Source organism: Pseudomonas sp. MPC6 (assembly GCF_006094435.1).
In the GTDB taxonomy this organism is placed as follows: Bacteria; Pseudomonadota; Gammaproteobacteria; order Pseudomonadales; family Pseudomonadaceae; genus Aquipseudomonas.
Genome location: NZ_CP034783.1, coordinates 5775332 through 5787590, shown reverse-complemented (window position 1 = coordinate 5787590; position 12259 = coordinate 5775332). Strand labels below are relative to the sequence as shown.

At 57.3% G+C, this 12259-nt stretch carries 13 protein-coding genes, 1 tRNA gene and 2 pseudogenes; 12 read left to right on the top strand and 4 right to left on the bottom strand.

Features of this window, described 5'->3' with window-relative positions; all coding sequences use genetic code 11:
* Positions 1 to 347 precede the first annotated feature (347 nt).
* The 3 genes from ELQ88_RS28880 to ELQ88_RS28870 all read left to right on the top strand — a co-directional run bounded on the left by ELQ88_RS28880 (position 348) and on the right by ELQ88_RS28870 (position 1743).
* Positions 348 to 707, top strand: a complete 360-nt coding sequence (locus tag ELQ88_RS28880; RefSeq protein ID WP_128870517.1) for a potassium channel family protein — start codon at positions 348 to 350, stop codon at positions 705 to 707.
* 151 nt (positions 708 to 858) lie between these two features.
* A complete protein-coding gene (locus ELQ88_RS28875; RefSeq protein WP_138969030.1) occupies positions 859 to 1323 on the top strand; it encodes a hypothetical protein in 465 nt (154 codons plus the stop codon).
* Between the two features lie 51 nt (positions 1324 to 1374).
* Positions 1375 to 1743, top strand: coding sequence for a PH domain-containing protein (locus ELQ88_RS28870; protein WP_128870519.1), 369 nt, complete (start codon positions 1375 to 1377; stop codon positions 1741 to 1743).
* A 162-nt stretch (positions 1744 to 1905) separates the two neighbouring features.
* Here the strand turns inward: ELQ88_RS28870 and ELQ88_RS28865 are convergent.
* Positions 1906 to 2052 (bottom strand): annotated as a pseudogene (locus ELQ88_RS28865) (DUF3077 domain-containing protein); the annotation flags it as partial.
* A gap of 158 nt (positions 2053 to 2210) precedes the next feature.
* On the opposite strand from ELQ88_RS28865, the pseudogene ELQ88_RS28860 reads away from it, so the two are divergent.
* Together ELQ88_RS28860 and ELQ88_RS28850 are read left to right on the top strand one after the other, a co-directional pair.
* Positions 2211 to 2339: pseudogene (locus ELQ88_RS28860) on the top strand (type VI secretion system tube protein Hcp); the annotation flags it as partial.
* A 417-nt stretch (positions 2340 to 2756) separates the two neighbouring features.
* Positions 2757 to 3122, top strand: coding sequence for a hypothetical protein (locus tag ELQ88_RS28850; protein ID WP_138969029.1), 366 nt, complete (start codon positions 2757 to 2759; stop codon positions 3120 to 3122).
* A 380-nt stretch (positions 3123 to 3502) separates the two neighbouring features.
* Here the strand turns inward: ELQ88_RS28850 and ELQ88_RS28845 are convergent, their stop codons facing one another.
* Positions 3503 to 3832, bottom strand: coding sequence for a hypothetical protein (locus tag ELQ88_RS28845; protein WP_138969028.1), 330 nt, complete (start codon positions 3830 to 3832; stop codon positions 3503 to 3505).
* 158 nt (positions 3833 to 3990) lie between these two features.
* Positions 3991 to 4075 (bottom strand) — tRNA-Leu (locus ELQ88_RS28840).
* A gap of 108 nt (positions 4076 to 4183) precedes the next feature.
* Here ELQ88_RS28840 and queA point away from each other — a divergent pair.
* The 6 genes from queA (at position 4184) to ELQ88_RS28810 (ending at position 10272) form a co-directional block, all read left to right on the top strand.
* A complete protein-coding gene (gene queA / locus ELQ88_RS28835) occupies positions 4184 to 5248 on the top strand; it encodes a tRNA preQ1(34) S-adenosylmethionine ribosyltransferase-isomerase QueA (protein WP_138969027.1) in 1065 nt (354 codons plus the stop codon).
* Between the two features lie 5 nt (positions 5249 to 5253).
* Positions 5254 to 6369: a tRNA guanosine(34) transglycosylase Tgt gene (gene tgt, locus ELQ88_RS28830; RefSeq protein WP_138969592.1), complete on the top strand. Its 1116-nt coding sequence runs from the start codon at positions 5254 to 5256 to the stop codon at positions 6367 to 6369.
* A gap of 43 nt (positions 6370 to 6412) precedes the next feature.
* Positions 6413 to 6748, top strand: a complete 336-nt coding sequence (yajC, locus tag ELQ88_RS28825; protein WP_053214538.1) for a preprotein translocase subunit YajC — start codon at positions 6413 to 6415, stop codon at positions 6746 to 6748.
* A gap of 63 nt (positions 6749 to 6811) precedes the next feature.
* Entirely contained in the window at positions 6812 to 8680 is a 1869-nt protein-coding gene (secD, locus tag ELQ88_RS28820) for a protein translocase subunit SecD (protein WP_138969026.1), read from the top strand.
* A 9-nt stretch (positions 8681 to 8689) separates the two neighbouring features.
* Entirely contained in the window at positions 8690 to 9604 is a 915-nt protein-coding gene (gene secF, locus ELQ88_RS28815) for a protein translocase subunit SecF (protein WP_138969025.1), read from the top strand.
* Positions 9605 to 9723: 119 nt separating this feature from the next.
* Entirely contained in the window at positions 9724 to 10272 is a 549-nt protein-coding gene (locus tag ELQ88_RS28810) for a glycine zipper 2TM domain-containing protein (protein ID WP_128870526.1), read from the top strand.
* A gap of 251 nt (positions 10273 to 10523) precedes the next feature.
* On the opposite strand, the gene suhB is transcribed toward ELQ88_RS28810, so the two are convergent.
* Complete coding sequence (gene suhB, locus ELQ88_RS28800; protein WP_128869517.1) at positions 10524 to 11342, bottom strand: inositol-phosphate phosphatase; 819 nt, start codon at positions 11340 to 11342, stop codon at positions 10524 to 10526.
* Positions 11343 to 11488: 146 nt separating this feature from the next.
* On the opposite strand from suhB, the gene trmJ reads away from it, so the two are divergent.
* Entirely contained in the window at positions 11489 to 12259 is a 771-nt protein-coding gene (gene trmJ / locus ELQ88_RS28795; RefSeq protein WP_128869516.1) for a tRNA (cytosine(32)/uridine(32)-2'-O)-methyltransferase TrmJ, read from the top strand.

Below are 12259 nucleotides of genomic sequence, written 5' to 3'. Positions count from 1 at the left end.
CTTGCCACGGGGCTTTCAATTCATCTGCACCAAAGCGACGTGCCCGGTTCTTTCCACGACCTTCTATTGAGTCTAGAAGAATGCGGCCCGAGGCGTCGTCCCTGAAGGGGCAGGGCGCCATGTGCAGCACTATCGCGAATCAAGTTTGAACCAAGCCAAACCCGCTGCTGAGGCACCGCGACGACTGGCCGACGTCATGGGAGGGGGGGAATTCAAGGGTCGCATCAAGGATGTGATCAAGACGGGAGGGGGAGTGGATCAGTTGGCCACCAGTTTCCAGCGCCTGTGCGAAGCTGATGGAGGGTCAATACGCCCGCCGCCCAGGCAAACCTCAGGAAGCCCATGACATGAAGCCCACTCATGCATCGCACGTCCGTCGAGAATTCTACAAAGCCGTCGGATTCTACTTTCGCGTTGTCTGGCCGATCTTTTCCATACTGCTTTTTCTGATCGTGCTGATCGGCCTCATCATCAGCCACCTGGAGGGATGGGATCCTTTTGACGGCATCTATTTCGGCTTCGTGACCGGTTTGACCATTGGTTATGGAGAACTCGTGCCGAAACTTGGCGTTTCGCGGGTTCTGGCGATTTTTCTGGGGTTCAACGGGGTGCTGATGACAGCGATATTTGCGGCGATCAGCGTTCGGGCGATTGAGATTGCAGTGCGGGCGGCGGGGCAGGACGAGTCGGATAAGCCGACGGCGTGAAGTCATGCCTGGTCCGGATGAGCAAGGCGTGCCACAGTGCTGGTAGAGTTATCCACAGGTGCTGCTGTCCTGGCGCGGGTAGTGAAGGACGTAATCAGCCAGCTACAGTGAATGTGCGATGCCGTTCGATAGAGATCGCAAAGGAGCCCCCATGAATAGACTCATCCTGCCGGCGCTGGCCATCTTGATCGCGACCCAGTCCCCGGCGTACGCCATCAACGAAAAATACCGCCAGCAACTCGAACAATCCGGCTGCACCCAGGTCAGCGAAACCCAAGGCTGCGATATCCACAAGACCAAGGCGGAAAACGCCAAGGCCGGCTTCACCAACCCCGCCGCGGACAGCGCAACCACCCAGGCCCCCGGCCAGACCCCTTATGCCGGGCAGTGGGTAGCCAAGAGCGATGCAGGCGCGACCGTTGCCACCATCCGCATCGATGCCAAAGAACAGGTCTGGGTCAACGGCAAACGGGTGAATGCCAAACGCACCGACGGCACGCTGCAGTTTCGCCAGGGCAAGCTCCTCTTCACCATCCAGGGCGATCGGCGACTGCAGAATGAAGACTACTGGATGGACAGCGCTGCCGGGACCAAGGGGCCGATTCAGATTGAGTAGCCGTTGAGGCGTCTTTAAGCGTTGAAGTGCATTTAAAACCAGGAGCGGCAAATGATTGATTTCAACAACAAGGGATTCTTCAAGCTCAAGCAAAACGAAGAATACGCCGAACGCGTTTCCGCCCTATTGCTTGATGGCGAACAGGTCATCGATTCGTACAAGTCCATGCGCGACGGCGTAGTGTTTACCAACAAACGCATCATCGCCGTCAACGTACAGGGCCTCACCGGCAGCAAGAAAGACTTCACCTCGTTGCCGTACAAAAACATCGTGGCCTACTCGGTGGAAACCTCGGGGACGTTCGATCTGGATTCCGAGCTGGAGATCTATTTTTCGTCGCTGGGGAAAGTGAAATTCGAATTCACCGGCAGGACATCGATGGTAGAAATATCGAAGCTGATTTCCCAACACGTGCTGTGAACCGAATGATGTGTTAGCCCCAAAAAATCGGGGCTAACACCACCAGTCAGCTCACCTCAACCCCTGTAGGAGCTGGCTTGCCAGCGAAAGCGCCAGACCAGCCAACATCAATATGAAAGCCCTGCGATCATCCCAAGCAACCCGCTGCCCATTCTTCAAAATCTACTCTTCAGACGCAGCCGCCGTCCTCTGAGGTGTCACTGTCGACGCCCGACCCCGCGTCAACACCTTCACCGCATCATCCACCACCGCCTTCCTCATCGCCGTCAAATAATGCGCAGCCCAGGCGTGGCGGTCGGTGTCCTTCGCGGGCGTAGGAGGCGTCCTACATCCGCCAGTCAATACACAATAGGAAAGGTCTGAATCTTGAATTTAACGATATCTGGATGAGCGATTGACCCTTTCAGAAGTTGTACATTTCCTCGTGAAAAATTTTATGAAACAAACTACTGCCGAGGAGTGGTCGCATGGCGTTTGATGCTTTTATCAAAATCGAAGGAATTCCAGGTGAAGCGCTTGATGAGCAACACAAGGACTGGATAGAAATTACCGGATACAGCTTTGGCACTCACCAAGGCACTTCCGCTACAGCCAGCATTGCAGCTTGGCAAAAACTCAATGTCAAAATTTGATGTGTTGAATGCACATGTTATCAATACAGTTGTGCTGCCGGGCGAGTTAATAATTGTCGGTGATGATTCGACACCGACCTGTACGGCCGAAGAAGCGTTCTACATGAAGAAGGCCATTGAAGTCCATTTAGCATTAATGGTCATCTAGGCCTCGTGTACCACCGGGCGCGAAATACAGTGCAGAAAAGCTAAATATGTTGAAGGTGGCAAATTCACTGGAAGTCTTGCCCTCGGAACTGTGGGTGGATCCGTCGGAGGCGGTATGGCGATGTTAGGATGCGCTGTGGCTTTAGGCACCGTCACCGGCGGCTATTATGGAGGTGAGATAGGTGGAAAAATAGGAGAGTCGGGTGGAGAACTTATTTATGAGCTCTTACCACAGTGAGTAATGTTGCGCTGGCGGTCATCGTAATATCGATACTTTTTCTTGGAGTAGTATCAGCGTGCTGGGTTCTTTTGTCTTCATATCTTTTTACTGAGTTGGTAGAAAGTTACCTGAATAAAAGTAAGTTTGTAGCGAGTAATCGCAAGGTGCTTTCCCATGCAGGTTTGATGGGGCTGCTCATCCGGAATTGTGCAATGGCACTAATGTTTTTGATTCCTCGGCTCTGTGAAAAACGTGGCCTCATAGAAAAAGATGAGTTGTTGAATCTCCCGGCCCACCTAAAACGAAAGTTGTTGGTGCCATGGGTTATTAGTGGCATTTCATTATTTGCGGCGTTTATCTATTGGCTTTTTGTCGTTTGATTCTAAGGCGTAATTGGAGGCACCTTCCCCTTGGGCGGGTTTTGCATAGACCACCAACCGTAAGGAATTAGTGACAAGTTATACATGAGGAAAGGGGGCGGGCTGATGGCTCGTGGAAAATTTAAGCCAATAGCAAGAAAATGCAGATGCTGCGGCGCACTCAGCGAAGCAGGAACAAGACGGATTAAAATCGGTCTCTGTTATGAATGTAGAAAATCTAGGCATGAATCAAAAGAAAAAACTGTGAGCGGGCAATGCTCTGTTTATATATCATTCTGTATTCACTACTTATTAATAGAAAAGGGGGGGTAAATATTAATCAAATGAAATAAATTTTTCTCCTTTCTTGACGAAAAACCTCGAGGCCCCGAGGCCGTCATTTACTGAATATCTTTCAGGTAATCCTTGAGCGCGATCAGCGGTGAATCGAGCTGCTCAATCGTTTTAACAGAGCTGAAATCTGACGCCAATCTATTCAGCTCGCGTCCCAAGACTGTCTCAATGCCGCCGATGGCATTCAGTGCCAGACTCAAGCATTCATCCACTTTCGTCTGAATCGCCTCAACATCCCCCCGACGCACCAACAACCCAAAAACCTCCCGCTCATAATCACTCATCACCAAATCATCCCGCAGGATCGGACTCGAATCTTCCGTCTCATAAGCAAGCTTGAGGGCGAACAGGGCAACGGTTTCCAGCAGCAATTCCATGGGGGGAATCCTTGTGAAATGTTCCAGCGGTGCGGGTGGTGTGGAAGAGCAGGATCAAAAGCATCGCCAGCAAGCCGGCTCCTACAGGTCGGCGGGGTGTCAGGTGCTTTTTCGCGGGCGAAAAAAAAGGCCTTGCAAAGCAAGACCTTTCTTAATTTTGGTGCCCCGAGGGAGACTCGAACTCCCACTTCTTGCGAAAACGGATTTTGAATCCGCCGCGTCTACCAATTCCGCCATCAGGGCTCAATGGCGGCGAAGTATAGAGATGAGATTACCGTTGGTCAATCAGGTTTCATGGAAAATTTTTGAGGTTTCCGCTAGACTTTGCGGCCCTGCTAGACGAACCCCATCATGCGCGTTGCTGACTTTACCTTCGAGCTCCCTGATTCGCTGATCGCCCGCCACCCTTTGGCCGAGCGTCGCGACAGTCGCCTGTTGACCCTGGATGGGGTCAGCGGCGCCCTGGCACACCGTCAATTCACCGATTTGCTCGAGCATTTGCGCCCGGGCGATTTGATGGTGTTCAACAATACCCGGGTGATTCCGGCGCGGCTGTTTGGCCAGAAGGCTTCCGGCGGCAAGCTGGAAATCCTGGTGGAACGGGTGCTGGACAGCCATCGGGTGCTGGCGCATGTGCGTTCCAGCAAATCACCGAAGCCGGGGTCGAAGATCCTGATCGACGGCGGTGGCGAGGCCGAGATGCTGGCGCGGCACGATGCGTTGTTCGAGTTGGGGTTTGCCGAAGAGGTGTTGCCGCTGCTCGATCGTGTCGGGCACATGCCGTTGCCGCCTTATATAGACCGCCCGGATGAGGGCTCGGACCGCGAGCGTTATCAGACGGTGTACGCCGAGCGTCTGGGCGCGGTGGCGGCGCCGACGGCGGGGCTGCATTTCGATCAGCCGCTGATGGAGGCGATTGCCGCCAAGGGCATCGAGACCGCGTTCGTGACCTTGCACGTGGGTGCGGGCACGTTTCAGCCGGTGCGCGTCGAGAAGATCGAAGACCACCACATGCACAGCGAATGGCTGGAAGTCGGCCAGGACGTGGTGGATGCGGTGGCCGCCTGTCGTGCGCGCGGTGGTCGCGTGGTGGCGGTGGGCACTACCAGCGTGCGTTCCCTGGAAAGCGCGGCGCGCGATGGCGTGCTCAAGCCGTTCAGTGGCGACACCGACATCTTTATCTACCCGGGCCGGCCGTTTCATGTGGTCGATGCCCTGGTCACCAACTTTCATTTGCCCGAATCCACGCTGTTGATGCTGGTTTCGGCGTTCGCCGGTTATCCCGAAGCCATGGCCGCTTACAAAGCCGCCGTCGAGCATGGTTACCGCTTTTTCAGCTACGGTGATGCGATGTTTATCACCCGTAATCCGGCGCCGACTGCCCCTAAAGAATCAGGCCCTGAGGAAACAGAATGAGTCGTATGTCGTTTGAATTGCTGGCCACTGACGGCAAGGCGCGTCGCGGTCGTTTGACCTTCCCGCGCGGTACCGTCGAGACCCCGGCGTTCATGCCGGTGGGCACGTATGGCACGGTCAAGGGCATGCTGCCGCGGGATATCACCGCCACCGGCGCGGAGATCATTCTGGGCAACACCTTCCACTTGTGGCTGCGTCCTGGCACCGAAGTGATCAAGAAGCACGGCGACCTGCACGATTTCATGCAGTGGAAAGGCCCGATCCTGACCGACTCCGGCGGTTTCCAGGTGTTCAGCCTGGGCGCCATGCGCAAGATCAAGGAGGAGGGCGTGACCTTCGCCTCGCCTGTGGACGGCGCCAAGGTGTTCATGGGGCCGGAAGAGTCGATGCAGGTCCAGCGTGACCTGGGGTCGGACATCGTGATGATTTTCGACGAATGCACGCCGTACCCGGCTGACGAAGACGTCGCGCGGGTGTCGATGGAGCTGTCGTTGCGTTGGGCCAAGCGTTCCAAAGAAGCCCATGGCGACAACGTGGCGGCGTTGTTCGGCATCGTGCAGGGCGGCATGCACCAGGATTTGCGCATGCGCTCCCTGGAAGGCCTCGACCAGATCGGTTTCGACGGCCTGGCCATCGGCGGTCTGTCGGTGGGCGAGCCCAAGCACGAGATGATCAAGGTGCTGGACTACCTGCCGGGCCAGATGCCGGCTGACAAACCTCGTTACCTTATGGGCGTTGGCAAACCGGAAGATCTCGTGGAGGGTGTGCGCCGCGGTGTGGACATGTTCGATTGCGTGATGCCAACCCGTAATGCCCGCAATGGGCATCTGTTCATCGATACAGGCGTGCTGAAGATCCGCAATGCGTTTCATCGCCATGATGATTCGCCGCTGGATCCAACGTGCGATTGCTACACCTGCCAGAACTTCTCCCGTGCTTACCTGCACCATCTGGACAAGTGTGGCGAAATGCTGGGTAGCATGTTGAATACCATCCACAATTTGCGCCATTACCAGGTGCTTATGGCTGGTTTGCGCGAGGCTATTCAACAGGGTACATTGGCCGCCTTTGTCGATGCCTTCTACGCCAAACGCGGACTTCCCGTTCCGCCTTTGGACTGAGTTTTCTGACCCCAAGATTCAACATTTGCAACTGGAGTGCTAAATGAGCTTTTTTATCTCTAACGCCATGGCTGACGCTGCTGCACCTGCTGCAGGCCCAATGGGCGGCGGCTTTGAGTGGATTTTCCTGGTCGGTTTCCTGGTCATCTTCTACCTGATGATCTGGCGTCCACAGGCCAAGCGCGCCAAAGAACAGAAAAACCTGCTCGGTAGCCTGCAAAAAGGCGACGAAGTGGTGACCACCGGTGGTATCGCCGGCAAGATCACCAAAGTGGCCGACGATTTCGTGGTTCTGGAAGTTTCCGACACCGTCGAAATGAAATTCCAGAAAGGCGCCATCGCCGCCACGCTGCCAAAAGGCACGCTCAAAGCGATCTAAGTTTCAACTTCTACTCAATCGACGGGGCGCGCAAGGCGCCCCGCGTCATAAGCGGGCGGCGTGATGCTGAACAAATACCCTCTGTGGAAATACATTCTGATCCTGGCGGTGCTGGCGATCGGTCTGGTGTATTCCGCTCCCAATTTATACCCTGATGACCCGGCTATTCAGATCAGCGGTGCAAGCACTTCGCTGCAGGTCACTCAGGCTGATCTGGATCGCGTGAGCGCCGCGCTCAAGGAATCCGGGATCAACGTCAAGGCGGCCACGCTGGCGGAAAGCGGGAAGGGCGGTCTGCTGCGCCTGACCAAGGCTGAAGACCAGCTGCCGGCCAAGGACGTCGTGCGCAAGGCATTGGGTGATGACTACGTCGTTGCACTGAACCTGGCGCAAACCACCCCGCAATGGCTGCGCAGCTTTGGCGCGCACCCGATGAAGCTGGGTCTGGACTTGTCCGGTGGTGTGCACTTCCTGCTGGAAGTGGACATGGACAAAGCCCTCGATGCACGCCTGAAAGTCTACGAAGGCGACGTCAAGAGCCTGTTGCGTAAAGAGAAACTGCGCTATCGCAGCCTGCCGCAATTCGAAGGTGCCATTCAGCTGGGCTTCACCGATGAAGCCGCTCGCGAGCAAGCCCGCACCCTGATTCGCAAGAACTTCAACGATTTCGACATTGTTCCGGCCGACCTCAATGGCCAGCCGGTGCTGCGTCTGGCGATGACCCCGGCCAAGCTGGCGGAAATCCGCGAATACTCCATCAAGCAGAACTTGACCACGGTCCGTAACCGCGTCAACGAGCTGGGTGTGGCCGAACCTATCGTTCAGCGCCAGGGCGCCAACCGCATCGTGGTTGAGCTGCCGGGTGTGCAGGACACCGCAGAAGCCAAGCGTATCCTTGGCAAGACGGCCAACCTCGAGTTCCGCCTGGCCGCCGAGCCGGGTGCTTCGAAAGCCACTTCCGAGTCCTTCGAGTTCCGCGAAGGCAATCGTCCGCCGGCGCAGATCGAGCGTGGCCTGATCATCACCGGTGACCAGGTGACCGACGCCAAGGCTGGTTTCGGCGAGCAAGGCACGCCGGAAGTGAACATCCGCCTGGATGGCCACGGTGGCGAGCTGATGAATCGTGCGACTCGCAGCAACGTCGGTCGCAGCATGGCGGTGATCTTCATCGAGCAGCGTCCGGTCACCACTTACGTCAAGAAAATGGTCAACGGCGTCGAGAAAGACGTGCCGGTTCAGACGTTCAAAGAAGAGAAGAAGATCATCAGCCTGGCGACCATCCAGTCGCCGCTGGGTGCTCAATTCCGTATCACCGGCCTGAACGGCCAGGGCGAGTCGTCCGAGCTGGCGCTGCTGCTGCGTGCCGGTGGTCTGGCGGCGCCGATGTACTTCGCTGAAGAGCGCACCATTGGCCCGAGCCTGGGTGCCGACAACATCGTCAAGGGTGTCGATGCCTCGCTGTGGGGCATGCTGTTCGTCTCGCTGTTCATCATCGCCATCTACCGCTTCTTCGGCATCATTGCCACCGTCGCGCTGGCGGTGAACATGGTGTTGCTGCTGGCCTTGATGTCGCTGCTGGGTGCCACGCTGACCCTGCCGGGTATTGCCGGTATCGTCTTGACCATGGGTATGGCGGTCGACGCCAACGTGCTGATCTTCTCGCGGATTCGTGAAGAGATCGCGGCGGGCATGTCCGTGCAACGGGCAATCAACGAAGGCTTCGGCCGGGCTTTCACCGCGATTCTCGACTCCAACCTGACCACGTTGCTGGTCGGCGGGATTCTCTTCGCCATGGGCACAGGCCCGGTGAAGGGCTTCGCAGTGACCATGTCCCTCGGGATCTTTACCTCAATGTTCACGGCCATCTTGGTGACTCGCGCGATGGTCAACCTGATCTTCGGCGGTCGTGACTTCAAGAAGTTGTGGATTTAAGGGGCTGCCATGTTACGTACAATCAACTTCATGGGCGTTCGCAACGTTGCGTTCGGCGTCACATTGCTCCTTACGGTTCTGGCGTTGTTCAGCTGGTTCAGCAAGGGCCTGAACTACGGGCTGGACTTCACCGGCGGTACGCTCATCGAGCTGACCTACGAGCGTCCGGCCGATGTCACCAAGGTGCGTGAGCAACTGACGGCGTCGGGTTATAGCGACGCTATCGTGCAGAGTTTTGGCGCGACCACCGATCTGCTGGTGCGCATGCCGGGCGAAGACCCGCAACTGGGTCAGCAGGTGGCTGAAGCCTTGCAGAAGGCTGGCGGCGATAACCCGGCCGTGGTCAAGCGCGTCGAGTTCGTCGGCCCGCAGGTCGGTGAAGAGCTGCGCGACCAGGGCGGCCTCGGCATGCTGATGGCGTTGGGCGGCATCATGCTCTACCTGGCGTTCCGCTTTCAGTGGAAGTTCGCGGTCGGTGCCATTGTTTCGCTGATCCACGACGTGGTGGTGACCCTGGGGATCCTCTCGTTCTTCCAGATCACCTTCGATTTGACGGTGTTGGCCGCGGTATTGGCGATCATCGGTTACTCGCTGAACGACACCATCGTGGTATTCGACCGGGTTCGCGAGAACTTCCGTGTGCTGCGCAAGGCCACGCTGATCGAGAACATCAACATCTCGACCACGCAAACCCTGCTGCGGACCATGGCCACGTCGATCTCCACGTTGCTGGCGATCGGCGCGCTGTTGATCTTCGGCGGTGACAACCTGTGGGGCTTCTCCCTCGCGCTGTTCATCGGAGTGATGGCGGGTACATATTCGTCGATCTACATCGCCAACGTGGTGCTGATCTGGCTGAACCTGAGCACCGAAGACCTGATTCCGCCGGTAGCTACCGACAAGGAAATCGACGACCGTCCTTGAGGGAACATTCCTCGAACGGTATCAGCCAAAAAGGCGCGAGTTGAACTCGCGCCTTTTTTTATGCTCCAAGGCTGGGAGAAGCGCGGGCGTGTCCCGCACGTGATGGTCAGGAGGTTCATGTGAACAAGTCGTTGCTGGTTGGTGCGGTATTGGGTGCTGTCGGTGTGACTGCCGGGGGTGCTGTTGCCACCTACAGCCTGGTTAAAAGCGGCCCTGAGTATGCGCAAGTGCTAGCCGTTGAACCGGTCAAGACACAAATCAAGACGCCACGTGAAGTGTGCAAGGACGTAGCAGTGACCCGGCAGGCGCCGGTCAAAGATCAACACCAGATTCTCGGTACCGCCATCGGTGCCGTTGCGGGTGGCTTGCTCGGTAACCAGGTCGGTGGCGGTACGGGCAAGAAGATTGCCACGGTGGCCGGTGCGGTCGGTGGCGGTTACGCGGGGAACAAGGTGCAGGAAGGTATGCAGAATCGCGATACCTACACCACGACCCAGACTCGCTGTAACACGGTGAATGACATCAGTGACAAGGTTGTAGGCTACGACGTGCGTTATTCGCTGGATGGCAAGGAAGGCAAGGTGCGGATGGATCGCGATCCGGGTAATCAGATTCCGGTGGATAAGGAAGGTAAGTTGATCCTGTCGCAGAATGAGCCGGCTAAGTAAGTAGCGGATATTCAGATGCCAAAAAAGCACCCTGCGGGGTGCTTTTTTTGTGCGCCGATATCTACATCACCACAAAACCCCTGTGGGAGCGGGCTTGCTCGCGAATGCGGTGTGCCATCCAGCAATGATGTTGAATGACACACCGCATTCGCGAGCAAGCCCGCTCCCACAGTTGGTCGGTGTTGTTGGTAAGGGTGAATTCCAGACATAAAAAAAGCACCCCGAAGGGTGCTTTGTCTGTCGCTGGAAGCTTAGCGCTTCAGCGAAGCCGGCAGGTGCGGCTGGATCGCCGTCAGCACTGCCTTGAAGCATTTGGTGTTACCGGCAACGATATGGCCTTTCTCGAGGAAGTCGTGACCGCCGGTGAAGTCGCTCACCAAGCCGCCGGCTTCCTGGATCAGCAGGGCGCCTGCGGCCATGTCCCACTCGGACAGGCCCGACTCCCAGAATGCGTCGAAACGACCGGCGGCCACGTAGGCCAGGTCCAGGCTCGCCGAACCGGCGCGGCGGATGCCGGCGGTCTGGCCTACCAGGGCGCGGAACATGCCCAGGTAGTTGTCGAGGTTGTCCATCTGGTCATCGCGGAACGGGAAGCCGGTACCCAGCAGGGCGCCATCCAGGCTGGTACGACCGCTGACGCGCAGGCGACGACCGTTCAGTTGGGCGCCGCGACCACGGCTGGCGGTGAATTCTTCCTGGCGCACCGGGTCCAGAACGACTGCGTGTTCCAGGCGGCCGCGGTATTTGCAGGCGATGCTGACAGCGAAGTGTGGAATGCCGCGCAGGAAGTTGGTGGTGCCGTCCAGCGGATCGATGATCCACAGGTATTCTTCGCCTTCGATCCCTTTGCCGGCGTGCATGCCGGTTTCTTCACCCCTGATCGAGTGATTCGGGTAGGCCTTGCGCAGCGCGTCGATGATTTTCTGTTCGGCGGCGCGATCCACCTCGGACACGTAATCCTTGGCGTCTTTTTCGTCGACCTTGATGGTATCCAGGCGCTCGATGGAGCGGAAGATCAATTCACTGGCGCTGCGGGCGGCGCGCAGCGCGATATTCAGCATGGGCTGCATGGATGTGTCACCTAAGGTTGTTAAAGAAAGCCGGGCATTCTACTCAGAAAGTTTCTACAGGTGAAGGACAGTGTGCGCATTCATAGCTTAACGGTAGGAGGAACTGTAAGATTTGCTCCCCTTTGATGTGTTCGAGAGTGCCTCCCTTGCTGCAAAACATTCGTGTCGTCCTGGTCAATACCAGCCATCCCGGGAATATCGGCGGGGCTGCGCGTGCCATGAAGAACATGGGCCTGTCGCGGCTGGTGCTGGTCGAACCGCGGTTGTTCCCGCACCACGAGGCCGATGCTCGGGCTTCCGGCGCCGGGGACATCCTTGAAAACGCGCAAGTCGTCGCCACTTTGGAAGATGCCCTGGTCGGCTGCACGCTGGTGTTGGGCACCAGCGCCCGTGATCGGCGCATTCCCTGGCCATTGCTCGATCCGCGCGAATGCGGGGTGAGGGTGGTGGAGGAAGCCGCGCAGGGCACCGAGATTGCCCTGGTATTCGGTCGTGAAGACTCCGGCCTGACCAACGACGAGCTGCAACGATGTCATTATCACGTGCACATCCCCTCAGACCCCGAGTTCAGTTCGCTGAACCTGGGGGCGGCGGTGCAGGTGTTGAGTTATGAAGTGCGAATGTCCTGGCTCGCGGCCCAAGGCCAGCCGAGCAAGGTCGAGAAGGATGAAGTGGCGTCCACCAAGAGTGGTGAACTGGCGACCATGGATGAACTGGAGCGATTCTATGAGCACCTGGAGCAGACCCTGGTGGCCATCGAGTTCCTCGATCCGGAAAAACCGCGGCACTTGATGGCGCGCCTGCGCCGGTTGTACGGACGCAGCTCGGTCAGCCGGGCGGAAATGAATATTTTGCGTGGCATCCTCACGGAAACCCAGAAAGCGGCCCGTGGCGAGCTTCTAAAGCGGAAGGATTAA

What these genes read in the sequence shown, in the direction of transcription:
- ELQ88_RS28880 (WP_128870517.1), top strand. Translation starts at nt 348, where the DNA reads ATGAAGCCCACTCATGCATCGCACGTCCGTCGAGAATTCTACAAAGCC.
- ELQ88_RS28875 (WP_138969030.1), top strand. Translation starts at nt 859, where the DNA reads ATGAATAGACTCATCCTGCCGGCGCTGGCCATCTTGATCGCGACCCAG.
- ELQ88_RS28870 (WP_128870519.1), top strand. Translation starts at nt 1,375, where the DNA reads ATGATTGATTTCAACAACAAGGGATTCTTCAAGCTCAAGCAAAACGAA.
- ELQ88_RS28845 (WP_138969028.1), bottom strand. Translation starts at nt 3,832, where the DNA reads ATGGAATTGCTGCTGGAAACCGTTGCCCTGTTCGCCCTCAAGCTTGCT.
- queA (WP_138969027.1), top strand. Translation starts at nt 4,184, where the DNA reads ATGCGCGTTGCTGACTTTACCTTCGAGCTCCCTGATTCGCTGATCGCC.
- tgt (WP_138969592.1), top strand. Translation starts at nt 5,254, where the DNA reads ATGTCGTTTGAATTGCTGGCCACTGACGGCAAGGCGCGTCGCGGTCGT.
- yajC (WP_053214538.1), top strand. Translation starts at nt 6,413, where the DNA reads ATGAGCTTTTTTATCTCTAACGCCATGGCTGACGCTGCTGCACCTGCT.
- secD (WP_138969026.1), top strand. Translation starts at nt 6,812, where the DNA reads ATGCTGAACAAATACCCTCTGTGGAAATACATTCTGATCCTGGCGGTG.
- secF (WP_138969025.1), top strand. Translation starts at nt 8,690, where the DNA reads ATGTTACGTACAATCAACTTCATGGGCGTTCGCAACGTTGCGTTCGGC.
- suhB (WP_128869517.1), bottom strand. Translation starts at nt 11,342, where the DNA reads ATGCAGCCCATGCTGAATATCGCGCTGCGCGCCGCCCGCAGCGCCAGT.